Genomic DNA, 24,718 nt, shown 5'->3' on the forward strand with positions numbered 1-24,718 from the left:
CGCGTCGTCCTGGAGATAGTGCCCCCGACGACCCGGTGCCACACATCGGATCCGGCCCCGGGGTTTTTCATCCCGTTTGCCCGTTCCGCGCTGGCAGAGAGAAAGTTACGCGGCCTCAGGTTTGATCGTCAAATCCGCTGGTCGTCGGCTTCCGCACCGCCCGGTTGACGCCTGCGGGACAGGCGACGGGCCGCCCGCCACCCCCGGACACCGAGCACACCGGCCGTCGAGCCGATGGCCAACGAGGCGACGATGAGCACCGCGTGGATCCAGAGGAATCCGGTCGGAGCACCCACGCCGACCGCGTCCCCCGACCAGGCCCGCGTGTCGTTCCAGATGGCGAGCCCGAACCTCGGCCAGATCACCCAGGTCCACACCCCGACGCCGACCAGGAACAACGACCAACCCCGCGACAACACCATGGTCGACGAGTATCCCAGCGCCCCGCCGCCTGCCGGCCCACCCCACTCCCGCCCACGACGGCGGTTCCCGGACCACACCGTGTTGATCAAGAAGTTCGCGTCACCCTCGGGGACATCTGTGACGCTAACCTCTTGATCAACACGGTCAAGCGGCGGCCGGGTGGTGGTCAGGCGGCGGTGGGGCCGGGTCGGGCCGGCCGGCCGGATCTGGCGGCCGGGTTTCCGCTGGTGGGGGTCGGGGCACCTGGTAGGGATCGACGACGAGGTGGAGGTGGCCCGGATGCAGCCGTTCAACCCGTGGGCGTGGCGTGACCCGGCGGCACTGGCCGGTGGATACGACCAGACCGAGCCGGGTGAGCGGCCCGACCGGGAGTCGCACGACGGACCGGACGCGCCCGGCCCGGGCACGCCGCTCGACCTGACCGGATACCGGGTGGAGGCGACCGACGGGCGGATCGGCGCGATCGACGAGGCGAGCGAGGACGCGGGTGCCCGCTGGCTGGTGGTGGACACCGGGCCGTGGATCTTCGGGCGGAAGGTCCTGCTGCCGGTCGGCACGGTGGCCCGGGTGGACCACGGGGACCGGGTGGTGCACGTCGACCGGAGCCGGGAACAGGTGAAGGACTCCCCGGCCTTCGGTCCCGGGGACGGTGCCCGGCCGGACTACCGCGACCAGGTCGGCGACTACTACGCGCAGAGCTACCGCCGGGGCTGACCGGCGGGAACCCCGGCGGCATCCGGGTGGGATCGAGACCCGTCGACGGGCACCGTGGTCGTTCCGGCGCCGGCGGGCCCGGCAACACGAGACCGGTCACGTCGCCGGCCGGGTCCGCCCGACGGGCACCCGCGGTGGACCGACCGGGACGGGACCGGACGCGCCCAGCAGAGCCGACCGGCCACGCCGGGACGGGACGCATCGGCAGGGCCACCGACCAGGCCGGGAGGGTACGGAACGTGGCCAGCAGGGCCGACCGACGACGCGGGAACCGGACTGGCGAGGAGAACCGACCGGCCACGCCGGGACCGGACGCGGTCAGCAGGGCCGGCCAGTCACATCGGCGGTCCGGTAGGCTGCCGGCATGACCAGCGCGACCGCTCAGCACGCCCGGACGTCGTACGACGTCGTGGTCGGTGCGGAGCGACGCCGGCGATCCGTCGCCCGCCCGCGCTGACCCATTCCCTGCGACCGGCGGATCGAGCCGCCGGTCACCGCCGCTGTCCTCGGTCCGTCCGCAGGCTCCCCCGTCCGGGGATCCGCCTGGCTGACGGATCCGAGCAGATCGGCGTACCAATGGATCTTGAAAGGTTGCTCACCGACCGGCTGACGCCCGCGTTCGCCGCCGTGGCCGGCGAACCGGTCGCGCCCACCGTGCGGCGCTCGCCGCGGGCGGACTTCCAGTCCGACGCGGCGCTGGCACTGGCCCGGCGGCTCGGCCGGCCCCCGCGCGAGATCGCCCAGGCGGTGCTGGACCGCGCCGTTCTCGACGACGTCTGCGCGGTGGCGGAGGTCTCCGGCCCCGGCTTCGTCAACCTGACCCTGGCCGACGGGGCGCTGGCCGGGATGGTCGCCGCGCTCGCCGGCGACGAGCGGCTCGGGGTGCCGGTGACCGGCGAGCCCGAGACCGTGGTGGTCGACTACTCGGGGCCGAACGTGGCGAAGGAGATGCACGTCGGGCACCTGCGCTCGACCGTCATCGGCGACGCGGCCGTCCGGGTGCTGGGCTGGCTCGGGCACCGCGTCGTGCGGGTCAACCACCTGGGCGACTGGGGCACCCCGTTCGGGATGCTGATCGCGCACCTGGTGGACCTCGGTGAGGCGGAGGCGGCGCAGGAGCTGTCCATCGGCGACCTGGACGGGTTCTACCGGGCGGCCCGGTCGAAGTTCGACGCCGACCCGGCGTTCCGGGAACGCGCCCGGCAGCGGGTGGTCGCGTTGCAGGGCGGCGACCCGGAGACCCGCCGGCTGTGGCGGTTGCTGGTCGGGCAGTCCCAGCGGTACTTCCTGACCGTGTACGAGCTGCTCGACGTCACCCTGACCGGGGAGGACTTCCGGGGCGAGAGCGCGTACAACGACCGGCTCGGCGCGGTGGTGACCGACCTCGACCGGCTCGGGTTGCTGACCGACAGCGCCGGGGCGACCTGCGTCTTCCCGCCCGGGTTCGTCGGGCGCGACGGCGTCGCGCTGCCGTTGATCGTGCGCAAGGGCGACGGTGGATACGGGTATCCGGCGACGGACCTGGCGGCGCTACGGCAGCGCGTCGACGAGCTGGGCGCGACCCGGCTGCTCTACGTGGTGGGCCTGCCGCAGCGGCAGCACTTCGCGATGCTGTTCGCGGTGGCGGGGCAGGCGGGTTGGCTGCGTCCACCGGTCCGGGCCGAGCACCTGGGCTTCGGCTCCGTCCTGGGTCCGGACGGGCGGATGCTGCGCAGCCGGGCCGGCGGCTCGGTGAAGCTGGTCGACCTGCTGACGGAGGCGGTCACCCGGGCGACCGCGCTGGCCCGCACCCGCAACCCGGACCTGGACCAGGCGGCGGCGGCCGAGATCGGTCGGGCCGTCGGCATCGGCGCGGTCAAGTACGCCGACCTGTCCACCGACCGGACCCGTGACTACGTGCTCGACTGGGAGCGGATGCTCGCCCTCGACGGCAACACCGCCCCCTACCTCCAGTACGCGTACACCCGGACCCGGTCGGTGCTGCGGCGCGCCGGCGCGGTGCCGGGGGCGGCGCCCGTGGTGCTGCTCGGTACCCCGGCGGAGCGGGCGTTGGCCGTCGAGCTGCTCGGGTTCGCCGGTGTCGTCCACGAGGTGGCCCGGACGGCGCAGTTCCACCACCTCGCCGGCTACCTGCACCGGCTGGCCACCAGGTTCAGCACGTTCTACGAGCGGTGTCCGGTGCTGCGGGCGGACGGGGAGCTGCGGGCGAGCCGGCTGCTGCTGACCGACCTGACGGGACGGACCCTGCGGCAGGGGCTGGACCTGCTCGGCATCCGGACGCTCGACCGGATGTGAGCGTCCGGATGTGAGCGCGACGCCGGGTCCGCGCCGGGTCGACCGGACGCGGCCCCGGCGGCTCAGGCGGCCGGACCGCGCAGCCCTTCGTAGTAGGGCTTCATCGCCGGGTAGTAGTCGTCGAAACCGGCCTTCGGGGCGTCCGTCCCGGCGGCCACCAGCAGGTCGAGGTAGTACTCCCAGCCGGGGCCGATCTCGCCGACGTGCTCCTCGCTGTCGAGGTGGTGGGTGAACCGCAGCTCGGTGCGGCCGGCCGTCTCGGTGAGCAGCAGCTCGATCCGCCAGCCGCCCGACCCGTCGGCCGCCGACACGGCCAGGTGCCGGGGCGGCTCGCAGGTCTCGATCCGCAGCTCGGTCCACGGGGCGTCGTCCTCGAACACCATCTGCAACCGGATCGTCCGGCCGGGGCCGGCGTCACCCTCCCAGGGGCCGAACCAGCGGGCGGTGCGCTCGGGTTCGGTGACGCTCGCCCAGACGTCCGTGACGGGGGCGCGGAAGGTGCGTACCAGCACCAGGTCGGTGCCGGTGGCGGTGCGGAACAGCCGTCCGGTGGGGGTGCCTGTCACGCGGTTTCTCCTCTGGGTCGGTCCGCCTGGTCGTCGCGCGCGCGGCGCTCCCGGCGGGTGCGGTGGACCTCGGTCTCGAGCGCGTCGAGGTGCTGCGCCCAGCCGCGTGGGCGGCGGAACCGGGCGAGCCAGTCGGCGAGCTCGGTGAACCGGTCGGCGTCGAGTCGGTAGCGCCGTTGCCGGCCCACCAGCTCGCTGCGGACCAGGCCGCTGTCCCGCAGCACCCGCAGGTGGCGGCTGACCGCCGGCCTGCTGATCGGGAACCGGTCGGCGATCTGCCCGGCGGGAAGGTCGCCGTCGCGTAGCAGCTCGAGGATGTGGCGACGCACCGGATCGGATATCGCCGCCGCCACCTCGTCCACCGGTGAAGCGTAACCTACAGGTTACGCTTTTGCCGGTCGGCCCCCACGGCTCAGCGCAACGGGGTGGGCGTCAGGCGCACCCCGGTGATCTCCTCGGAGCGGGCCCACAGATCGGCGGCGAGTTGCCGGTCGGTGGCGCGGCCGCGCAACGGCGCGAGGGTGGGCTCGGCGCGGCGGAAGCGCCGGCCGGGACCGATGTGCCGGCCGGTGGGCGCGGTCGGGACGGTCGCGGCGAAGAGCATCGGGGCGGCGGCCTCGTCGAGTGGGCGGCGCAGCGGAGCCGCGAGCACGGTCTCGATCCGGCGGGCGAGTGGCGGCAGGTCCCGGGAGAGCTCGGTCCTGGTCATCCCGGGGTGGGTGAGCAGGCTGCGTACCGGTGAGCCGGCGGCCCGCAGCCGGCGGTCGAGTTCCAGCCCGAACAGCACGTTGGCCAGCTTGGACGTGGCGTAGGCGCCGGCGGCGGAGTAGCGGCGTTCGGCGGCCAGGTCGGTCAGGTCGAGTCGGCCGAGCCGGTAGAGACCGGAGGAGACGGTGACCACGACCGGGTTGCGGCCGACGGTCAGGATGGGCAGCAGCCGGAGGGTGAGGGCGAAGTGCCCGAGGTGGTTGGTGGCGAACTGGCTCTCCACCCCCTGCGGGCTCAACCGTCGGGGGACGGTGCCGATGCCGGCGTTGTTGACCAGGGCGTCCACCGTGTCGACGTCGCGGTCGAGACCGTCGACGAAGGCGTGGACGGAATCCGGGTCGAGCAGGTTCAACCGGCGGACGACGAGATCGGCCCGGGGGTGGGCGTGGCGGAGCTCGGCCCGGACCCGGGCACCCTTGGCGGTGTCCCGGACGGCCATCACCACCCGACCACCCCGGGCGGCCAGGTGGCGGGTGATCGCCGTGCCGAGGCCGCTGCTGGCACCGGTGACCACGAAGGTCCGGCCGGACTGGTCGGTGAGATCGGCGGTGGTCCAACCGGGTGCGCGGTGCATGGCAGGTGCCTTCCGACGGAAGAGTGGATTACCTATCCGATTCAAGCCCGGATTAAACGGATTGTCAATCCGATCGGATGGGCAATCCGCTGGGTTAGGCTGGCGCGGTGACGACGACACTGCGCGCGGACGCCGCACGCAACCGCGACCGGGTGCTGACCACCGCCCGTGCGCTGGTGGCGGAGGGTGACCTGTCGTTGCAGCTCAACGACATCGCCCGGCGGGCCGGGGTCGGGGTCGGCACCGTCTACCGGCACTTCCCGACCCGGCGCGCACTGCTGGAGGCGCTCGCCGCCGACGCCTTCGCCGCCCTGCTCGACCAGGCGCAGGCGGCGAACCGCGACGACGATCCGTGGGCGGGACTGCAACGGCTGCTGCGCAGCATCCTGCTCGGCCAGCTCACCGAGCCGACCCTCGCCGAAGTGCTCGCGACCAGCCCGGACGAGGACGCCACCGCACCGACCACGACCCGCCGGGCGGAGTTGGCCGCTCTGGCCGCGACCGTGCTGGAGCGGGCGACGCGGGCCGGTCAGCTACGCCCCGGACTCACCCTGGACGACCTGCAGCACCTGGTGTGCGGCACCGCGTTCGCCGCCCGGATCGCCGACGCGCCCGACGACCGGGTCGAGCTGTACCTGGCCGTGCTGCTCGCCGGCATCCGCGCACCCGACCAGGGGGTACCCCCGCCCGCCTAGCCCGGCCGGACGCAGGGGTCGGCCACCGTGGACGACGGGCTCTGCGCGGTCCGGCCGTCGACGGCGGTCACCCGCACGGTCCAGGTCACGGCGGACGCCCGGAGCTGACCCACTGTCACCCGGGCGGAGGAGCCGTCCACCGTCATCGCCCGGCTCGTCGGGACGCCCCCGGCGGGGGTGTACCGCACCTGCGCGCTGACCAGCGCACCGCTGCCGGTGGCCCGGACGACCAGGGCGTAGGCGTCCGTGCCGCAGCGGACGTGCGCGTCGGCCGACACCGTGAAGGGCGCGGCGAGCTGCGCACCCGTCGTCGGACGGGGAGCGGCCGGCGGCCGGGAGGGTGCCGGCGTCGGGCCCGGGACGGCACCTGTCGGTGCACCGGCGGACGCGGACGGGTCACCGGCACCGCTCGCGTCGGGCCCCGGGGTCGTCCGGGCCGAGGGAGCCGCGGTGGCGACGACGGACGGCGTCACCGCCGCCGCACCGGTGGGGACGCCCGACGTCACCGACACCTGCTCGGCGTCCCGCCCGGCCACCGACACCGCCCAGGTGCCGGCCACCACCAGGAGCAGCAACAACCCGGCGGTCACGGCCATCCGCCGCCGACGCCGCCGGTCGCGGTCCCGGGTCGCGACGCCCGCCGGCCGGGTCGCGGTGGAGGCCGCCGCGCCGGCCGGGGCCGCCGCGACGCCGGCCGGGTCCGACCCGCTCCGCCCGGCGGCATCCGACCGACCGGCGACACCGGAGGACCCGACCGTCGACATCGGATCGGACGTCGACATCGGATCGGCCGGGGGCGTCGGATCAGCGGACGACGACGGATCAGCGGACGACGACGGATCGGCCGGTGACGACGGATCGACGGGATCGGGACCGGCCGGAGGGGGCGGCCCGGCGGGGCCGTGGGCTGCGGTGGCGTCGCTCCCGACAGGGGGCCCGGACGGACCGGCGGCGGGACCGCTGCCGGCCGGCAGCTCGGCGGTGGCCTGCACGGCGGTGGAGCCCGCCTCGGCGAGACGCGACCACACCGTCTCGGCCACCGCCAGGAACCCCGGCGCGGTGTACGCGGTCAACAGGGCCGCCGGGTTGCACTGTTCGCGCCGCAGCAGCCCGCACCGCGCGCAGTCGTCGATGTGCCGGGCGAGCCGCTTGCGCAGGACCGGGGTGAGCCGGCCCTGCCAGTCGCCGAGCAGCTCGGCCAGGGCCGGGCAGTCCCGCGCCCCGCTGCGGGCGACGAGCAGCGTGCCGAGCGCCCGTTCGAGCTGCGAGCGGGCCCGGGACAGCCGGGCGTGCGCGTGGTTCGTGGGCACCCCCAGCGCCGTACCGATGTCGGCGGAGGAGAGGTCGTGGCGGATCGCCAGGTGCACCACCTCACGGTCGCCGGGGTTGAGTGCGTCGACCGCCAGGTGAACGAGGGCGCGTACCTGGTCGGCGTTGACCCCGGCAGCCGGGTCACCGGTGTCGGCCACCGGCTCGGCCGCCTCCGAGAGCGGCGCGGACCGGGCCCGTTCCCGCAACTGCCGCAGGCATTCGCTACGCACGATCGCGTACAGCCAGGAGCGCAGCCGGTCCGGGTCGCGGAGCTGGTCGATGCGCTGGCCGGCGGTGAGGAACGCGTCGTGGACGGCGTCCGCGGCGGCCTCCGGCTCGTGCAGCATCGTCCGGGCGTACGTGTAGAGCCGGTCGGCGTAGCGCCGGTAGATGCCCTCCAGGCCGATCCGGTCACCCCGCCGCAGTGCCTCGACGAGCGCCCGGTCGTCCTGCGCCATCACGTTCATCCGTGCCCCCACCGCTCGTCGACCGGTTCCAGTACAGCGAAGAAAAAATTCCCCGGGAAGTTTCTGTTGGCATGCCGACCCCGGCGCGCTCCTACCGGTGTCATCGCACCGCCGAACACCGGGAGACACCCATGACAACGACACGTTCCGCGACCCACCGGACCCGCGTCCGCCGGTACCTGACCACCGTAGTGGTGGCGACGCTCGCCGCCGGACTCGTCGCGACCACGGATGCCGGCGCCGCACCCACACCGGGTGGCCCGACCGGACGGGCCGACGCCACCGGCGCCGAGCCGCTGGCCTTCCGGGTCGACCCGGGCCTGGCCGCGCCCCGGCTGCGGCTCGACCCGGTCGGTCGGACCGGCACCGACCGGGAGATCGGCGTGGTGGCCGGGCCGGACGGGAAGCCCGCCGGCCTGGTCCTCGACGAGGTGATGGTGCGGACCGCCGGCCAGGCCGAGTTGGACGCCTTCCTGACCCGCTGGGGCGGCCAGGTGCTCGACTCCTTCGCACCCGACGCCGAGGGGCAGGACCACCTGGTCCGGGTGGACGTCGCCAAGGCCGACCCGGCCGGGCTGGTCGCCGACCTGCTCGCCGCCGAACCGCGCCAGTCCGGCGGATTCCGGGTCGGCGACGAGCGGGCGTTGCGCCTGCTCGCGCTGGCCGCCGCCGAGTGGCGGACGGGCACCGAGGTGGTCCTCGACTGGCTGGTGGAGCCGTCCGGTATCGCCGACGGCCAGGTCTTCGAGGCCCCGGACATCGGCAAGAACGTCTTCGACTGGTCGTTCATGCGGGCCGGCGGCGCGCTGGACGTCGGGGTCGCGCCGGCCTGGCAGCTGCTGGAGAGCAAGGGCAGGCTGACCAAGCAGGTGAAGTACCTGGTGCAGGACGGCGGGTTCCAGTTCAACTCCGACTTCCCGAGCAAGGTCTCCCTGCACACGGCGCAGTGGGGCGAGACCAACACCAACGACTGCACCGGCGGTACGCCCTGCCCGTGGCACGCCACCGACGTGGTGCTCGCCGCGATGGGCCGGGTCGACAACGACTACGGCACCGCCGGACCGGCCGGGCCGGTGGTGCAGGAACTGGTCGGCGTCCGTAACGGCATCGACTACTGGACGGTCCTGCGGCGGCTGGAGAAGGCCGCCGAGTCGACCCACCCGGACGTGGTCAACCTCAGCTTCACCCGGGACGTGAACCTCGGCGTCAGCCATGCCCGCACCTGGACCGACCGGAGGATGAAGCACGTCCGGGACACCGGCGCGCTGATCGTCGCCGCCGCCGGGAACAACGGCACCAACGTCGACGGCGACACCCTCTGGGTGCCCTGCGAGAGCACCCACGTGATGTGCGTGGGCGGGATGAACCCGAACGCGACCGTGTCCGGCGGGTCGAACTGGGGCACCAAGGACCTCACCACGTCGGTGGAGATCTACGGTCCGATGTGTGTGCCGGGGTTGACCGACCCGGGGACGCCTGCCGTCAACACCACGAAGACCACCTGCGGCACCAGTGTCGCCTCGCCGTTCGTGGGCGGGGTGGCCGCCCTGGTGATGGCCGCCGACCCGACGCTCACCTCCGAGCAGGTCCGCGAGATCCTCAACGACACCGCACATGTCGGCGGGCTGGGCGGCAAGGTGACCGGCAGCCAGCGGCGGATCGACGCGCTGGCCGCCGTCGCCGAGGCGCTGGGCGTGACCGTCGGCAAGCCGGCGGTGAGCATCAGCACCCCGAAGACCAAGCAGAAGTTCGCGGTGGGCCAGTCGGTCGACCTGTGGGGCACCGCGACCGACTTCCTGGGCAAGGAGATCCCGCTCACCTGGACCAGCAGCATCGACGGTGAGCTGGCGACCGGGTCGCAGACGTTCGTGCCGTCGCTGTCGGCCGGCACTCACGTCGTCACCGCCAGCGCCACCGACAGCCTGGGGCGTACCGGCTCGGCGTCGGTGACCGTCACGGTGGTGGACAGCCCGACGAAGGTCGCCATCATCTCGCCGCCGGCGGGGCTGACCCTCGTCGCGGGGCAGTCGGTCGGGCTGCTCGGCACCTCGAACGACCCGGACGAGTTCGGGCCGGTCCCCGACGCCCAGGTGACCTGGACGGTGCGCCGGGGCGACACGGTGGTCCTGGAGAAGACCGGCCACCAGGCGGTGCTGCCGGCGAACGCGGTCACGCCGGGGGCGTACACGGTGACCTTCGCGACGGCCGGGTCCAGCGTGCAGCGCGCCTTCTCGGTCACCTCGGCCCCGGCCGGGCAGTCCCGGCCGACCGCCACGATCACCAAGCCGGCCACGGCGTTGGACCTGACCACGGTGGAGGCCGGCCCGAAGTCGGTCGCGCTCGCCGGGACCGGCACCGACGCCGAGGACGGCACGGTCGCGGGGACCCGCTTCCGGTGGACCGCGTACGGCGACGGTGGCGTCAAGCAGGTGCTGTGCCAGGGCGGCGGGGTGCCCACCGGCGAGCCGGTCGATGACAAGGGCACGCCGAAGAACTGTGCCTCGTTCACCGCGGCGCTGGCCCAGTTGACCAGCGGGACCGACACCACCACCTGGTCGGTGTGGTTGGAGGTCTTCGACGCGACGGGGCTGGTCGGCACGGATTCCGTGCCGGTCCGCATCCGGCACCTCGTCGGCTGACCGACCCGTTCCGGCGGGGGCCGGGCACCACCCGGCTCCCGCCCCGATCCGACCCTGACCGGGGACCGGCCGGTTCCCGGACCGTACACACTCAAGGAGAGCACATCATGCGTGGACAAACGTGGACGCGGCGGGCGGTCGCCCTGGGGGGTGCCCTGCTGAGCACGGTCGTGCTCGGGCAGGTCGCGCTCAGCGGGCCGGTGGCGGCGGTGCCCGGACTGCTGTTCCGCACGACGGTCGGGCCGAGCAACAGCGTCGCCAAGTCGCAGAACGCGGTCTGCCCGACCGGCACCACGGTCATCGGCGGTGGCGGCGCGGTCAGCGGGTCGGGTCTCGGCCAGGTGGGCATGGACATCGTGCAGCCGCTGGCCAACGCCGGGCTCTACTCGGTGACCGGCCGGGAGGACCCGAACGGTGTCGCCGGGAACTGGTCGCTCACCGCGAGTGCGATCTGCGCCCCGGCACCGTCGGGCCTGGAGGTGGTGACCGGCCACTCGGCGGTCAACTCGGTCAACCCGAAGTTCCTGGAGTTGTTCTGCCCGGTGGGCAAGCGGGCGATCGGCGGCGGTGGCGCGGCCGTCGGCTCGGGGGCGAGTGACGTGCTCCTGGAGGACCTGCGGATCGGTCAGAACAGCGTGACGGTGGCGGGGGTCGAGGCCGGCAACGCCTTCGCGGGCAGCTGGTCGGTGGACGCCTCGGTGATCTGTGTCGACCCGCTCCCCGGCGAGCAGCGGGTGATCGTGGACAGTGCCGACAACTCCACGGCCAGCCGTGCGATCACCGCCACCTGCCCGGCCGGCAAGCGCCTGCACGGGGTCGGCGGTGAGATCGTCGGTGGCGAGGGTCAGGTGCGACTGACCGAGATGCGGCCCACCTCGTCGACCACGGCGACCGTCCGCGCCGCCGAGGACGAGAACGGTTTCAGCGGCAACTGGAAGGTGCGCGCGTACGCCGTCTGCGCGACCTGAGCCGTCGACCGTCGCCCGCCCGGCCACCGGCTCCGCGACCCGTGCCGCCCGTCGGCGCGGGACCGCGGGGCCGGTGGTGTCGGTGGCGGCACCCCGGCCGTCGGAGGGCCGAGGGTTGTGTCGACCCCGGCCGGTGGGTAACGTCACGAATCGATGTGACTACTCAGCGTCATGGCAGGAGATGTTCCACATGACCCAGTCCACGGAGACCGAACTGCCCCCCTGGCCGCCGACCACCTCCCCGCACAGCCCGTTCACCCTCCTCGACGACACCGAACGACAGCGGTACCCCGGCCCGGTGACCCGGGTGCTGCTGCCCACCGGCGCCACCGCCTGGCTGGTCAGCCGGCACGCCGAGGTACGCCAACTGCTGCGCCACCCGGCGTTCAGTTCCGACCTGAACCGTCCCGGATTCCCGCTGCTGCGCCCGCTGCCCCCCGAGACGGTGCGGAACTCCCGGGGCGCGTTCCTCCAGATGGACGGCGCGGCGCACACCCGCCTGCGGCGGATGCTCACCGCCGAGTTCATGATCAAGAATGTCCGGCGGATCGAACCGCTGATCCACCGGACCGCCGGCGAGGCCCTGACCGACCTGGCCGCCGCCGGCCCGCCGGCCGACCTCGTGTCGACCGTCGCCCTGCCCCTGCCGTCCAAGGTGATCTGCCACCTGCTCGGCGTCCCCTACGCCGACCACGACTTCTTCCAGTCGCGCAGCCGTCTGCTGCTCGACCGCCGGGTGCCGGCGGAGCAGCTCCAGCACGCCGCCCAGGAGCTACGGGCGTTCCTCCGTTCGCTTGTCGACGCCAAGCGGGCCCGTCCCGACGGCGGGGAGGACCTGCTGGGCCGGTTGGTCCGGGACCGGGTCGAGCCGGGTGAACTCGAGGTCGACGAGCTGGTCGGGATGGCCCTGCTGCTGCTCGTCGCCGGGCACGAGACCACCGCCAACATGCTCGGCCTGAGCGTCCTGCTACTGACCCGCGACCCCGGGCGGTGGGCGCTCCTGCGCGACCGGCCGGAACTCGCGCCGGGGATGGTGGACGAGCTGCTGCGCTACCTCAGCATCGTGCGGACCGGACTGTTCCGGGTCGCCACCGAGGACGTCGAGATCGGCGGCCGGACGATCCGGGCCGGCGACGGGGTGATCGCCCTGATCGCCCTGGCGAACCGGGACACCGAGGTCTTCGACGACCCCGACGAGTTCGACCCGTACCGGGAGGCCCACCAGCACGTCGCCTTCGGGTTCGGGGTGCACCAGTGCATCGGGCAACCCCTCGCCCGTGCCGAACTGCGCATCACGCTGGTGGAGCTGGCCCGCCGCTTCCCCGGCCTGCGGGTCACCGCGGACCCGCAGGAGCTGACCACCCGCAACGACTCCATCGTGTTCGGCCTCGACACCCTCCCGGTGACCTGGTGACGCCCGCCCCACGACAGCCATCGGCGGAGACGACGCCGCGGGTGGCCGTCGACCGGGAGCGGTGCTGCGGGGCGGGCAACTGCGTCCTGACCGCCCCGGAGGTCTTCGACCAGGACGACACCGACGGCCTGGTGCTGCTACGCGACCCCGCACCGCGGGCCGCGTTGCGCGACCGCGTCCAGCGGGCCGTCGACCTCTGCCCGGCAGGGGCGATCCGGATCGGCTGACGGTACGGGGTGGGCGTGCGCCACCTCCATCAGCGCCGCGCTGGTCGGGTGCCCGGCCCCGTGACCCGGGCACCCGACCGGCGGCCGCTCACGGGAGGATTTCGACGTACCCGTCGGTGCCGTGCACGCGGATCCGCTGCCCGTCCTGGATCAGCCGGGTGGCCTCCACCACCCCGACGACGGCCGGCAGGCCGTACTCCCGGGCGACCACCGCGCCGTGGGTCATCAGGCCACCGACCTCGGTCACCAGCCCGGCCACGGTGACGAACAGCGGCGTCCAGCTGGGATCGGTGTACGGCGTGACGAGGATGTCCCCCGGTTCGAGATCGGCCTGTGCCATGTCCCGTACGACGCGCGCCCGACCCTCGACGGTCCCGGCGGAGACCGCCAGGCCGACCAGCGCTCCGGCCGGCACGTCGTCCCGCCGGTACGTCCCGGCGACGATCTCGCCCTCCGAGGTGAGCACCCGGGGTGGGGTGAGCGCCCGGTACGACCGGTGCTCCGCCATCCGTCGGCGGATGAGCCCGTCGTCGACCCGGCGGGTGCGGACGACCTCGTCGAGTTCGGGGAACGTGAGGTACCAGATGTCCTCCCGGTCCCGCAGCACACCGTCGGCCACCAGGCGGTCGGCCTCGGCCAGCAGCGCCTGCTTGTAGGCGAAGGTGCGGGTGACCATGCCGTACTTCGGGTACTCCCGGTAGCCGACGAACGTCCGGGCCCGGTCGATCATCCGTTTGGTCCGGTCGGCCTTGTCCGCGCCGCCGTCGGGCAGGGCCCGCAGCCGCTCCAGCACCTCCCGCTCCTTGTCCCGCGCCGTCCGCAGGCCCTGCTCGAAGTGCCGCCCGCCGGCCCCCGGCGCGAAGTTCCTGATGTTGCCCAGGATCAGCGGCACCAGCATGGCGGGACGTTCCCGCCAGCGGGGCCGGGTGATATCGATCTCGCCGACCCCCCGCATGCCGTACCGGTCGAGCCAGGACGCGATGGCCACCCGGGCCTCCCGGCCACCGGCGAGCTGGTCCAGCCCGGCCAGCAGGTCGTCCGGCCCGCCGGGGCCGTCGTGCTCCCGGTCGGGCCCGCCGTCGTCCGCCACCCGGCCCAGGAAGGCCACGACCTCCGGGTACGGCCGGATCGCGTCCGCGACGTCCAGCAGGGCCAGCCCCATCTCCGAGGTGACGTTGTGCGGGACGGACTGGGTGAGCGGGTCGGCGGCGTTGCGCTCACCGAGCCACTCCTGCAGGTGCTCGTTGAGCCACCAGACCGCCTCCATCCCGGCCATGATGACGGGGATGCTCCTCGGGTCGATCATCATGCGGGTCAGCCGGGGGAAGTCGGTCCGGATGACATCGAGCAGCGCCGGCCCGGACTTCGTCCGGATCTCGCGGCGCAGGGCGGCGTTGGCCTCGTCGATCCGGGTGATCAGCTCGGTGACCAGCGCGGGATCGGTCTCGACGGGCGGTGCCGCCGGACCGGGTGGCGGGCCGGCGGGCTTCTCGTCCGGCACCTCCCGGACGAAGTCACCGCGCTCCACGACGGTCCGCAACGCGTCCCCGATCAGCGGGTCGGATCTGCCCAGGGCCGCCAGCAGGCCGGCCCGGCGGGTCGGCGACGCCAGCTCGGGCGTCACGTCGGCGAACAGCCGGCCGGCGGCCTCGTACATGGGCCGGGCGGCGATCAGCTGGTACATCGAGTACCCGAGGGGTTTCATCGGGTCGGTCATCATCTGCTGGTGGCCCACGGAGACGTAGACGTGGTTGTCGGTGTCGTCGGCCACCGGGACGGGGAACAGCGTGGTGACCGGCCGGGTCTGGACGATCTGGAAGTCGTCGTCGACCAGGCACCACTCCACGTCCTGCGGCTGGCCGAAGTGCGCCTCGATCCGCCGGCCCAGCCGCGCCAGCCGGACGACCTGCGGGTCGGTCAGCGCCGGCTGGTCCTGCCGCTGCGGGTCGATCGCCACCACCCGCGTCCCGCCGGTCGTCGTGGTGCGCAGGGCATGGCGTTTGGCGGCGATCGTCCGGGCGACGACGCGGTCGTCGCGGACCCGGAACACGTCCGCGTCGACCAGTCCGGAGATCAGGGCCTCGCCGAGGCCGAACCCGGCCTCCACGAAGGAGACCCGCCGGTTGCCGGTGACGGGATCGGCGGTGAACAGGACGCCCGCCGCCCCGGCGGGGACCATCCGCTGGACGACCACCGCCATCGCGACCCGGCGGTGGTCGATGCCGTTGCGCTGGCGGTAGGTGACGGCCCGTGCGGTGAACAGCGAGCCCCAGCACCGGCTGATCTGCCGCAGGACCGCGGCCGGGCCGACCACGTTGAGGTAGCTGTCCTGCTGGCCCGCGAAGGAGGCGGTCGGCAGGTCCTCCGCCGTCGCGCTGGACCGCACGGCGTACCCGCCGTGCCCGCCGAGCGCTGCGAGGGCACGGGTGACCTCCGTCGCGACGTCGTCGGGCACGGTGACGCCCTCGATGGTCCGGCGGAGCTGCGCGCTGAGGACGCCGATCGCCGCCCGGTCGGTGGGTGCCAGCCGGGCCAGCCGGTCGAGTTGCCCGTCGAGTCCCGGTGCCAGCGCGATGACCCGCCGGAAGGCGTCCGTCGTCACGCAGAAGCCCGCCGGCACCCGGACCCCGTCGAGCCGGGTCAGCCCGCCGAGGTGGGCACCCTTGCCGCCGACCAGTTCCCGCTGCGTCGGGTCGACCTCACGCAGCCCCCGCACGTACCGCCCGCTCATCGTAAGGACCCCGGGACGGTGGGCCCCGGCCGCAGGACGGCGGCCGGGTGGTTCAGCGGCCCCGAATATGTCGTCGGGTACGTGGACATCATTTCGCCTTCCGCTGGTGATGAGGTCGCCGGCGCACCGTCGTGATGCATTTCCGCTGGTGGCGACCACGGCTGACGATTCTGCGGGGTGACCCGGGTCTTGCGGCAAGTCCCCCCGTGCGCTATATGTTGGGAGAGCAGGAAATGGTGGGCGCGAGAGAATGGTGAACGCGCCCGGCGAAAACGTTTTCACCTGGTCGCCTGTCGATATCGGGACCGGGGCGCGCTGCGGCTCGACACGCCGGTGACCGGCGCGCCGACCTCAGCGGATCAGTGCGTCGACGTCCAACCCTGCGCGCGCAGCCGTTCGATGCCGTCCAGCAGCAGGTCCAGCGCGAACTCGAACTCGAACTGGTCGTCGCAGCCCGCCCCGACGACGGAGCCGGTGTCGTGCGCGGCGGCGGTGGCGATCTCCGCGACGTGCGGGAACCGGGCCGCGACCTCCGGCGGCAGGGGCGCCGGGGGTGTCGGGGCGGCCGGTCCGGTCCGGCCTGCCTGCCGGGACGCGTCGAACAACTCCTGGCTGAAGCCCAGGATGCGGCTGCCCAGGGCGTGCATGACGTGGTGGGTGAGGTCGGCGGAGAGCCCGCCGGCCCGCAGTGCCCCGATCATCGAGTCGAGGTAGCCGAGGACGGCCGGCGTCGCGGTGCTCCGCGACTCGATGGCCAGCGACGCCCAGGGGTGCCGGCACAGCACCTGCCGGGCCGAGAGGACCCGGCGACGGATCGCGGGTTGCCAGCCGACGCCCGGTGTGAGCGGCTCGATCTCGCCGACCACCACGTCGATCATGCCGTCGAGCAGTTCGTCCTTGTTGGCCACGTGCTTGTAGAGGGCCATCGGCACGACGCCCAACTCCTGGGCGAGGTTGCGCATGCTGAGCGACTCGATGCCGGCCCCGTCGGCGAGCGTGACGGCGGCGCGCAGGATGCGGTCCCTGCTCAGCGGCGTCCGGCGCAGCGTCTCAGCCTGCTCGGCCATCTCGGTTCCCGTCCTCGGTCGGCGAGGGAAACCATAACCGCATTGACAGGTGTACGGCGTACACCTACCGTGGGGACACGGCGGTGTACGCCGTACACTCCTGAGGAGGAACCGTGAAGGCGATCGTGCAGGACCGGTACGGCCCGCCGGAGACGTTGACCCTCGCCGAGGTCGACGTGCCGGTGCCCGCCGCCGACGAGGTGCTCGTCCGGGTCGAGGCCGCCGCGCTCAACGCGTACGACTGGCACGTGATGCGGGGCGATCCCCGGATGGCGCGGCTGGCCCTGGGCCCGACGCGGCCCCGGGCCCGGATCCGGGGGCGTGACTTCGCCGGCCGGGTCGAGGCCGTCGGCGTCGACGTGCGGGGCCTGGGCCCGGGCGACAGCGTGTTCGGTGACGCCGGGGACACCGACGGCGCGTTCGCCGAGTACGTGTGCGTGCCCGCCACCCTGGTCGCGTCGAGGCCGGCGAACCTGACCGCGCCGCAGGCGGCGGCCCTGCCGCTGGCCGGGGTCACCGCGCTGCAGGGGCTGCGCGACGCGGCCCAGGTCGCGCTCGGCCAGCGGGTGCTGGTCAACGGCGCCTCCGGCGGCGTCGGCACCCTGGCCGTCCAGCTCGCCCGGGCGCTCGGCGCGACGGTGACCGGGGTGTGCAGCACCCGCAACGTCGAGCTGGTCCGCTCCCTCGGCTGCGACCACGTCGTCGACCACACCCGTGCGGACTTCACCCGGGGCGGCCGGCACGACGTGGTGTTCGACCTGGTCGGCAACCGTTCGCTCAGCGCGCTGCGACGGGCCCTGACCCCGACCGGGACGCTGGTGCTCTCCGGCGGCGGGGTGTACCGGGGCGGCAGCCTGCTCGGACCGGTCCGGCTCCTCGCCCGGGGGCGGCTGCTGGCCCCCTTCGTCCGGCAGCGCATCGTCGTCCTGACCGCGACCCCCGGGCGGGAGCACCTCGACGTGCTCCGCGCGTACGCCGAGGCCGGCCGCCTCACCCCGGTCATCGACCGGACCTGCGTGTTGTCCGAGGTGCCCCGCGCCATCGCCCGTCTCGAAGGCGGGCACGCCCGGGCGAAGACGGTCGTCACCATCTGAGCGTCGACGCCGCGACCGATCCGGCCGGGTTCCCGATTCGCCGGTCAAGTGCGCCCGGCTCAGAGTTTCGTCAGGATCACCTGTCAATCAGCTGGCAATGGTGAAAGCGCTTCGATTTCCCGCTCCAGCACTGTCGGCGAGCGGTGAATCTCATTTACCATCGTCGATGCCACGCCTCGTTCATCCGCCGTTCACCTTGCCGACGGCCGGCCGTCGAGGCGTCGCACCGCGCCCGGGCCCCGCGCATCCCCTCCGCCCGCACCGAGGAACAGGACCCCCATGACCGCCACCGCACGCCGTACCGCCGTCCTGGCCGGCCTCACCGCCACCCTGCTGGCCGGCCCGCTCGCCGTCGCCGCCGTCGCCGCCGCGACCGCAACGATCACCCTCAACGGCTCCAGCGCGAGCGTCACCGGCAGCAACGTCACCGTCGCCGGCAGCGCCGTCACCATCACCGCGCCCGGCTCCTACGAGATCAGGGGCACGCTGAACAACGGCTACGTCAAGGTCGACACCGCCGTCACCGGCACCGTGGAAATCGTCCTCGCCGGGGCCTCGATCACCAACTCCACCTCCTCGCCGCTGTACGTGACGAACGCCAGCGCGGTCACCCTCACGCTGGCGGCCGGCACCAGCAACAACCTCACCGACGCGGCGACGTACACCAACACCGGCGAGCCGGACGCCGCCCTGTTCAGCGCCGCCGACCTGACCATCGGCGGCACCGGCGCGCTGACCGTGCGCGCCAACCACGCCGACGGCATCGTCAGCAAGGACGACCTGGTCGTCCAGTCCGGCACCATCACCGTCAACGCGGTGGACGACGCGATCCGGGGCAAGGACTCGCTCACCGTCAACGGCGGCACGATCGCCGTGACCTCGTCCGGCGGCGACGGGCTCAAGTCCAACGACACCGAGGCCGGCAAGGGCGTGCTCACCATCACCAACGGCACCATCACGGCCTCGGTCGCCGACGACGCCATCAAGGGTGAGAACGTCCTGAACATCTCCGGCGGCACCATCAACGTCACCCGGTCGTACGAGGCGCTGGAAGGGCTCCAGACCACCATCAGCGGCGGCAACATCACGGTCGTGGCCAGCGACGACGCGGTCAACGCCGCCGAGGAGGGCCTCGGCCACATGGAACCGTCCGCGATCGCGTTCATCAAGGTCACCGGCGGCACGGTGGTGGCCACCGGCGGCACGGACGGCTTCGACTCCAACGGGTCGCTCACCTTCGCCGGCGGCACCGTGGTGGCCCGGGGCTCCAGCACCCGGGGCGGCGGCGAGGGCGCGATCGACGCCGACGGCCCGATCTCCTTCACCGGCGGCACGGTGGTGGGCGCGGCGCTGACCTCGCTGGCCGTGTTCCGGGCGGTGCCGAACACCGGCCAGGGCTGGGTGGCCCCCCGGTTCAACGCCAACCTGGCCGCCAACACCATCGTGCACGTCGTGTCCGGCAGCACGGTGCTGGGCTCCTACCGGACCTCGGCCACCGTGCGGGAGGTCGTCTTCTCGTCCAACCGGATCACCAACGGCCAGCGGTACGACATCTACACCGGCGGCAGCGTGACCGGCACCAGCGTCGGCGGTCTCTACACCGGCGGCAGCATCACCGGGGCCACCCGGGTGCTGACCGGTGTCACCGCCGGCAAGTACGGGCGGTACTGAGCCCTCGGGCGTCGCGGTTCGGGCCCGACCGGGCCCGAACCGCAACCCGGCGGGGCCGACGGTGTCCGCCGTCGGCCCCGCCGGGGCACCACTGCCAGATCCGATGCCCCACCGCCGGACGCCGTACGTGGGAAACGGCCGGCGGACACCCCAAGGAGCAAACATGTCCCGCTTGGTCCTGGCCGGAATGGACCTGGTCGCCGTGGTCCTGCTCGTCTTCGCGCTGTACTTCCCGCGCCACCGACGGCGGGACCTGGTGGTGGCCTACCTCGGCGTCAACGTCGGCGTCTTCGCGGTGGCCAGCTCGCTGAGCAGCAGCACCGTCGGTGCCGGGCTCGGGCTGGGCCTCTTCGGCGTGCTGTCGATCATCCGGCTCCGCTCCACGGAACTCGACCAGCACGAGGTGGCGTACTACTTCTCGGCGCTCGCGCTCGGCATCCTCGGCCCGCTCGCCGGCACCTCGGTCTGGACGGTCGGCGCGTTGACGGCGCTGATCCTCGCCGTGATGTTCGTCGGGGACCATCCCCGGCTGCTGCGCCGGTACCGGCGGCACGTCATCGTGCTGGACAGCGCGGTCACCGACTCGGTCGCCCTCACCGCGCACCTGGAGCAACTGCTGGGTGCCCGGGTGCACAACGTCAACGTCGAGCGGGTCGACCTGGTCAACGACACCACGGTCGTGGACGTCCGCTACTCGCGGCCCAGGGTCACCGCCACCGGCGGGCGGCGACCGGTCGACGCGGGCGCGGCCCGGTGACCGCCGTCGACCCGTCCGTCACGGCGCTGGCCCAGCTCACGCCGATCGGGCTCGCGGAACTGACCGAGCGCGCCGCGCTACAGACCCGGTTCGACCGCAAGTACCTCCTGCCGCTGGCCGAACTGCCGCGCCTGCTCGCCGGGCTCGACCACACCGACCAGGTGCTGGAAATCGACGGCAGGCGCGCGTTCCGCTACGAGTCGATCTACTTCGACACCGCCGACCTGGTCAGCTTCCGGCTCACCGCCCGCCGACGCCGACGCCGCTTCAAGATCAGGACGCGGACCTACCTGGACTCCGGCCTGTGCTGGCTGGAGGTGAAGACGGAGGGCACCCGGGGCGGCACGGTCAAGGAGCGCCTGCCCTACCGCCCCGACGACAGCGGCACCCTCGCCCCCGGCCGGTCGTTCGTCGACGGGGTGCTCGCGGCGCTGAGCACCGGGCCCGACCTGGCCTTCTCGCCGACCCTCACCACCAGCTACCTGCGCAGCACGCTCTACCTGCCGGCGACCGCCAGCCGGGCGACCATCGACGTCGCGCTGCGCTGGGAGGACCACCGCGGCCGTCGGCTGGCGCTGCCCGAGCTGGCCATCATCGAGACCAAGACCGGCTCCACCGCCTCCCACGTCGACCGGCTGCTCTGGCGGCAGGGGCACCGCCCGGTGGCCATCTCCAAGTACGCGACCGGGCTGGCCGCGCTCGACCCCGAACTGCCCGCCGGGCGCTGGCGACGCACCCTGCGCCGGCACTTCCATCCCGTGCCCACCTGGCAGGGGACGCCTCACCCCGGAGGAGAGGTCGCCGTGGGTCCCGGCGGCAGCCGCAACGCGTATCCGACACCCCGGACGGTGTGAATCAGGGGCGGGTCCCAACGGTCGATCTTCCTGCGCAGGCAGTGGACGTACGACTCGACGATCCGGCCGTCGCCGCCGAAGCGGTAGTGCCACACCCCGTCGAGGATCTGCGCCTTGCTGACCACCCGGCCCGAGTTGGCGAGCAGGAACCGCAGCAGGTTGAACTCGGTGGGCGACAACGGCACCGGGTGCCCGCCCCGGCGCACCTCGTGGGCCTCCTCGTCCAGTTCGAGGTCGGCGAAGCACAGCAGGCCGTCGTCCCGCGCCTGTCGGTCAGCCCCGCACCGCCGTAGGACCGCCCGCACCCGGAGCACCAGCTCCTCCAGGCTGAACGGTTTGGTGACGTAGTCGTCGGCCCCGGCGGCCAGCCCGGCGATGCGGTCGGCCAGCTCGTCGCGGGCGGTGAGGAACAGCACCGGCACCCCGGGGCCCGGCCCGGCCCACAGGCTGCGGGCGACCTGGAAACCGTCCACGTCCGGGAGCATCACGTCGAGCACCACCAGGTGCGGGTCGAAGTCCGCTGCCACGACCAGCGCCTCCCGGCCGTCGGCGGCCACCCGGACCTCGAACTCGTGTCTGCCCAACGTCGCCGAGAGCAGCATCCGCAGGTTCGGATCGTCGTCCACGACGAGCACCCTGGACATCGGGGTATTCACGCACTGTTCGTACGGGACATGGTGGGGAACGGCCTCGCAGTCGGCTGTGGATCAGCTGTGAACGCCCTGCGACCGACGACCGGACGGTCGCGCGGGACCGCCCACCCGACGCGAGGTCGGGTGGGCGGCCGTGGCGCTCAGGGGCTGGTGCAGGTCGGCGACGGGCTGGTCGGCGTGCCGGTGCCGAGGAAGCCGAAGGTCGTCGAGGTGCCGGGGGCGAGGGTGCCGTTGTAGGTCGCGTTGCGCACGGTCACGGTGGTGCCGCTGGTGCTCAGCGTGCCGTTCCAGACCTGGCTGATGCCCTGTCCGCCGGCCAACTGCCAACGGGTGGTCCAGCCGTCGACGGCGGCGCTGCCGGCGGTCACCGTGACCTCGCCCTGGAAGCCACCCGACCACGAGCCGATCGTGCGGTACGTCGCGGTGCAGGCGGTGCCGGGCGGCGGGGTCGTGGGCGGCGGCGTGGTCGGCGGTGGCGTGGTGGGGGGTGGCGTGGTCGGCGGCGGCGTGGTGGGGGGTGGGGTCGTCGTCGGCGGCGGGGTGGCCGGGATCGTCGGCCCGCCCGGCGGCACCAGCGGGCAGGTGGAGCTGTACCGGGAGACGCCGGTGCTGTTCGCCAGCGGGCAGAGGAACTGCGTGTAGCGGGTGTCGTAGTCCAGGAAGATCTTGAGCCAGGGGATCAGCAGCCGCATCTCGGTCGGGTTCGACCTGGTGAACGACAGGTGGTCGTTGCCGGCCAGCTCCGCCCAGGCGTGCTCCACCCCGGCGGGCAGCGTGTTGTAGATGCCCTGCACGTAGGACGGGGTGACCGTGCCGTCGTTCTGCCCCGACAGAAGCAGGGTGGGGACCTGGGTGGTGGACATGTTCAGGTTGTTGCCGGGCGTACCGGGGGCGAGGCCGACCGCGGTCCGCAGCGACGGCCGCCGCAGCGCGGCCAGCAGGGTGCCGGCTCCACCTGCGGAGTGGCCCATCACGCTGAGCCGGTTGGGGTCCACCCGGCTGCGCACCGGGCTGGTCCGGGTGAGGTAGTCCAGCCCCGCGAGCAGCTGGGTGGCCCGGGCGTCGGCGCCGTCGGTCCGGCTGTTGGTCTCGATCCCGAGCACCACGAACCCGAAGGACGCCAGCCAGGGGCCCATCCAGGCCTCCTCGTTGGCGAACAGGGCGGAGTACCCGGGCACGATCGCCACCGCGCCCCAGGTGCCCAGGCTGGTGTCGGTCGGGTAGTAGACGAACCCGCCGTTGAAGCCGTTGCCCGCCGGCACGGTCGCCTGCGTGGTGGCGAACGGCCCCCGGGTGGCGGCCACACTGGCCGGGGTCGGGTCCGGGCCACGCTGGTAGGGGTTGTCCGCCGCCGCCACCGCGGCGTGCGGCGCGGTCGCGGTCACCACGAGGCCGAGGAGCACCGCGAGGCCGGCCGAGAGCCAGCTCACGGACCGGGCCACGGAGGTCCGGCGGCCGGCCGGAGGCGGGGTCGGGGGTCGATCTGTCGGTAGCGTCACTTCAGGCATCTCCTTCGTTGGACGGGGCTGCGGGCTACCGCCGGCTCCACTGCTGGTTGGCCTGGCCGTTGCAGGTCCACAGGACGAGCTTCGTGCCGTTGGCGGTGGCCCCGCCGTTGGCGTCGAGGCAGAGGCCGGACTGCACGCCGGTGATGGTGCCGTTGGCGTTGACGTTCCACTGCTGGTTGGTGCCGCCGTGGCAGTCGTACGTGGTGACGAGGGTGCCCGGGATGGTGCCGTAGCCGGCGGCGTCCAGACACTTGGTGCCGAGCACGGTCAACGCCCGACCGGAGGTGTACGTCCACTGCTGGTTGGTGCCGCCGTGGCAGTCCCAGAGCTGCAACTGGAGCCCGTTGGTGGTGGCGGAGCCGGGCACGTCGACGCACCGGCCCGACGGGGTGCCCACGATCGTGGTGGTCTGTCCGCCGCTGTTGCCCGGGTTGCCGATGCTGCCGGGCACCGACTGCAGGGCGCTGTACCAGCGGGCGGCCATCTTGTCGTAGCCGCCGGAGGTGGGGTGGATGCCGTCGATCAGGTCGGCGGTGGTCAGGGCGCTCTGCATGTCGACCAGGTGCACCCGCTTGCCGGCGTTCACCTTGCTCTGCACGATGCCCGGGATCGCCGCGTTGAAGGTGCGCGCGGCCGCCGCCTGGTTGCCGTTGGAGAGCGTGATGATCTGAGCGACGAACACCTCGGCGGTGGGTGCGGTGGTGGTGATCTTGTCGATCAGGGTGGAGAGCCGGTTCGGCGCGGTGCCCACGTTGTAGTTCTGGAGGATGTCGTTGGTGCCGATGTGCAGCAGCACGGTCTGCGGACGCTGGGTGTTCAGCCAGCCGACGATGTTCGCGTCGATCTGGTCGATGCGCCAGCCGGGGTGCCCCTGGTGGTCGTGGTCACCCAGGCTGGCCGGCCCGTTGAACTGCGATCCGACGAAGTCGATCGTGTAACGGCCGGCGGCCAGGCGCTGCCAGAGCCCGATCCGGTAGCCGCCGGGCACCTGGGTGCCCTCGGTGATGGAGTCGCCGAGCGGCATGACCCGTACCCCGCCGTTGGATTCGGCGTGGGCGGGGCCGGTCGGTGTCACCACCCCGGCGGTCATGACGCCGAGTACGGCGAGCGCCGCGAGCCATCGTGCCCTCGTTCGCATGGACTTCTCCCCTGGATCGGTGGAGCTGGCCGAGGGCGTGGGCCGGTCGGACGGCCGCCGTGGTGAGGGGCGGCACGCCGGTGACGCGGATCGGCCGGACCGGACGGCCAGCGACCGCCGGGTCCCGCCGGGCACACGCCGATCGCCGCCCCGACAGGACGGGGCGGCCTCGGCACCGGGACGG

At 73.3% G+C, this 24,718-nt stretch carries 21 protein-coding genes; 11 read left to right on the forward strand and 10 right to left on the reverse strand.

The genetic code is table 11. The annotated features are described in order from the left end of the window. Positions 1–128 precede the first annotated feature (128 nt). A complete protein-coding gene (locus ACN261_RS07495; RefSeq protein ID WP_421484573.1) occupies positions 129–422 on the reverse strand; it encodes an SCO4848 family membrane protein in 294 nt (97 codons plus the stop codon). 160 nt (positions 423–582) lie between these two features. Between ACN261_RS07495 and ACN261_RS07500 the strand changes: the two genes are divergently transcribed. Then, positions 583–1,137 carry a PRC-barrel domain-containing protein gene (locus tag ACN261_RS07500; protein ID WP_421484574.1) on the forward strand — a complete coding sequence of 185 codons (555 nt, stop codon included), beginning with the start codon at positions 583–585 and terminating at the stop codon, positions 1,135–1,137. A 576-nt stretch (positions 1,138–1,713) separates the two neighbouring features. Beyond that, positions 1,714–3,432, forward strand: coding sequence for an arginine--tRNA ligase (argS, locus tag ACN261_RS07505; RefSeq protein WP_425849124.1), 1,719 nt, complete (start codon positions 1,714–1,716; stop codon positions 3,430–3,432). Positions 3,433–3,494: 62 nt separating this feature from the next. Here the strand turns inward: argS and ACN261_RS07510 are convergent, their stop codons facing one another. Genes ACN261_RS07510 through ACN261_RS07520 form a run of 3 tightly spaced genes read right to left on the reverse strand, consistent with a single transcriptional unit; the run spans position 3,495 to position 5,340 of the window. Further along, positions 3,495–3,998 carry an SRPBCC family protein gene (locus ACN261_RS07510; RefSeq protein ID WP_425849127.1) on the reverse strand — a complete coding sequence of 168 codons (504 nt, stop codon included), beginning with the start codon at positions 3,996–3,998 and terminating at the stop codon, positions 3,495–3,497. Beyond that, positions 3,995–4,360 carry a metalloregulator ArsR/SmtB family transcription factor gene (locus ACN261_RS07515; protein ID WP_425849130.1) on the reverse strand — a complete coding sequence of 122 codons (366 nt, stop codon included), beginning with the start codon at positions 4,358–4,360 and terminating at the stop codon, positions 3,995–3,997. Before ACN261_RS07515 ends, ACN261_RS07510 begins: the two co-directional genes overlap by 4 nt. A 50-nt stretch (positions 4,361–4,410) precedes the next feature. Continuing rightward, the gene (locus ACN261_RS07520) at positions 4,411–5,340 is read right to left on the reverse strand and encodes an SDR family NAD(P)-dependent oxidoreductase (RefSeq protein ID WP_421484578.1); all 930 of its coding nucleotides are present in this window, start codon (positions 5,338–5,340) and stop codon (positions 4,411–4,413) included. Between the two features lie 107 nt (positions 5,341–5,447). On the opposite strand from ACN261_RS07520, the gene ACN261_RS07525 reads away from it, so the two are divergent. Further along, a complete protein-coding gene (locus ACN261_RS07525; RefSeq protein ID WP_425849132.1) occupies positions 5,448–6,035 on the forward strand; it encodes a TetR/AcrR family transcriptional regulator in 588 nt (195 codons plus the stop codon). Here the strand turns inward: ACN261_RS07525 and ACN261_RS07530 are convergent. Then, positions 6,032–7,804 (reverse strand): sigma-70 family RNA polymerase sigma factor, encoded by a 1,773-nt coding sequence (locus tag ACN261_RS07530; protein ID WP_425849135.1) that lies wholly within the window; start codon positions 7,802–7,804, stop codon positions 6,032–6,034. The two genes, ACN261_RS07525 and ACN261_RS07530, sit on opposite strands and share 4 nt — an antisense overlap. Positions 7,805–7,944: 140 nt before the next feature. Here ACN261_RS07530 and ACN261_RS07535 point away from each other — a divergent pair, with 140 nt between their 5' ends. The 4 genes from ACN261_RS07535 (at position 7,945) to ACN261_RS07550 (ending at position 13,061) form a co-directional block, all read left to right on the forward strand. Beyond that, positions 7,945–10,452, forward strand: a complete 2,508-nt coding sequence (locus ACN261_RS07535; protein ID WP_425849136.1) for a S8 family serine peptidase — start codon at positions 7,945–7,947, stop codon at positions 10,450–10,452. A 107-nt stretch (positions 10,453–10,559) separates the two neighbouring features. Then, complete coding sequence (locus tag ACN261_RS07540) at positions 10,560–11,420, forward strand: hypothetical protein (protein WP_421484582.1); 861 nt, start codon at positions 10,560–10,562, stop codon at positions 11,418–11,420. 190 nt (positions 11,421–11,610) lie between these two features. Continuing rightward, complete coding sequence (locus tag ACN261_RS07545) at positions 11,611–12,834, forward strand: cytochrome P450 (protein WP_421484583.1); 1,224 nt, start codon at positions 11,611–11,613, stop codon at positions 12,832–12,834. A 41-nt stretch (positions 12,835–12,875) separates the two neighbouring features. Further along, a complete protein-coding gene (locus ACN261_RS07550) occupies positions 12,876–13,061 on the forward strand; it encodes a ferredoxin (RefSeq protein ID WP_204925621.1) in 186 nt (61 codons plus the stop codon). Positions 13,062–13,149: 88 nt separating this feature from the next. Here ACN261_RS07550 and rph read toward each other — a convergent pair whose 3' ends face one another. Together rph and ACN261_RS07560 are read right to left on the reverse strand one after the other, a co-directional pair. After that, positions 13,150–15,792 carry a rifamycin-inactivating phosphotransferase gene (gene rph / locus ACN261_RS07555; protein WP_425849141.1) on the reverse strand — a complete coding sequence of 881 codons (2,643 nt, stop codon included), beginning with the start codon at positions 15,790–15,792 and terminating at the stop codon, positions 13,150–13,152. 359 nt (positions 15,793–16,151) lie between these two features. Next, positions 16,152–16,859: a TetR/AcrR family transcriptional regulator gene (locus tag ACN261_RS07560; RefSeq protein ID WP_425849144.1), complete on the reverse strand. Its 708-nt coding sequence runs from the start codon at positions 16,857–16,859 to the stop codon at positions 16,152–16,154. Positions 16,860–16,972: 113 nt separating this feature from the next. Between ACN261_RS07560 and ACN261_RS07565 the strand changes: the two genes are divergently transcribed. The 4 genes from ACN261_RS07565 to ACN261_RS07580 all read left to right on the forward strand — a co-directional run bounded on the left by ACN261_RS07565 (position 16,973) and on the right by ACN261_RS07580 (position 21,235). Then, the gene (locus tag ACN261_RS07565) at positions 16,973–17,953 is read left to right on the forward strand and encodes an NAD(P)-dependent alcohol dehydrogenase (RefSeq protein ID WP_425849147.1); all 981 of its coding nucleotides are present in this window, start codon (positions 16,973–16,975) and stop codon (positions 17,951–17,953) included. 279 nt (positions 17,954–18,232) lie between these two features. Then, positions 18,233–19,624, forward strand: coding sequence for a carbohydrate-binding domain-containing protein (locus ACN261_RS07570; RefSeq protein ID WP_425849148.1), 1,392 nt, complete (start codon positions 18,233–18,235; stop codon positions 19,622–19,624). A gap of 163 nt (positions 19,625–19,787) precedes the next feature. After that, a complete protein-coding gene (locus ACN261_RS07575) occupies positions 19,788–20,381 on the forward strand; it encodes a DUF4956 domain-containing protein (RefSeq protein WP_421484587.1) in 594 nt (197 codons plus the stop codon). Next, on the forward strand, positions 20,378–21,235 hold the full coding sequence (locus ACN261_RS07580; protein ID WP_425849150.1) for a polyphosphate polymerase domain-containing protein: 858 nt from the start codon (positions 20,378–20,380) through the stop codon (positions 21,233–21,235). The genes ACN261_RS07575 and ACN261_RS07580 overlap by 4 nt, the downstream gene beginning before the upstream one ends. Here the strand turns inward: ACN261_RS07580 and ACN261_RS07585 are convergent. The 3 genes from ACN261_RS07585 to ACN261_RS07595 all read right to left on the reverse strand — a co-directional run bounded on the left by ACN261_RS07585 (position 21,163) and on the right by ACN261_RS07595 (position 24,534). Beyond that, the gene (locus tag ACN261_RS07585) at positions 21,163–21,879 is read right to left on the reverse strand and encodes a response regulator transcription factor (RefSeq protein ID WP_421484589.1); all 717 of its coding nucleotides are present in this window, start codon (positions 21,877–21,879) and stop codon (positions 21,163–21,165) included. The two genes, ACN261_RS07580 and ACN261_RS07585, sit on opposite strands and share 73 nt — an antisense overlap. A gap of 149 nt (positions 21,880–22,028) precedes the next feature. Beyond that, positions 22,029–23,318, reverse strand: a complete 1,290-nt coding sequence (locus tag ACN261_RS07590; RefSeq protein WP_425849153.1) for a cellulose binding domain-containing protein — start codon at positions 23,316–23,318, stop codon at positions 22,029–22,031. Positions 23,319–23,421: 103 nt separating this feature from the next. Beyond that, the gene (locus tag ACN261_RS07595) at positions 23,422–24,534 is read right to left on the reverse strand and encodes a ricin-type beta-trefoil lectin domain protein (protein ID WP_425849156.1); all 1,113 of its coding nucleotides are present in this window, start codon (positions 24,532–24,534) and stop codon (positions 23,422–23,424) included. Positions 24,535–24,718: the final 184 nt, after the last annotated feature.

This window comes from Micromonospora sp. WMMD723 (assembly GCF_049863385.1).
Taxonomy (GTDB): domain Bacteria; phylum Actinomycetota; class Actinomycetes; order Mycobacteriales; family Micromonosporaceae; genus Micromonospora; species Micromonospora wenchangensis.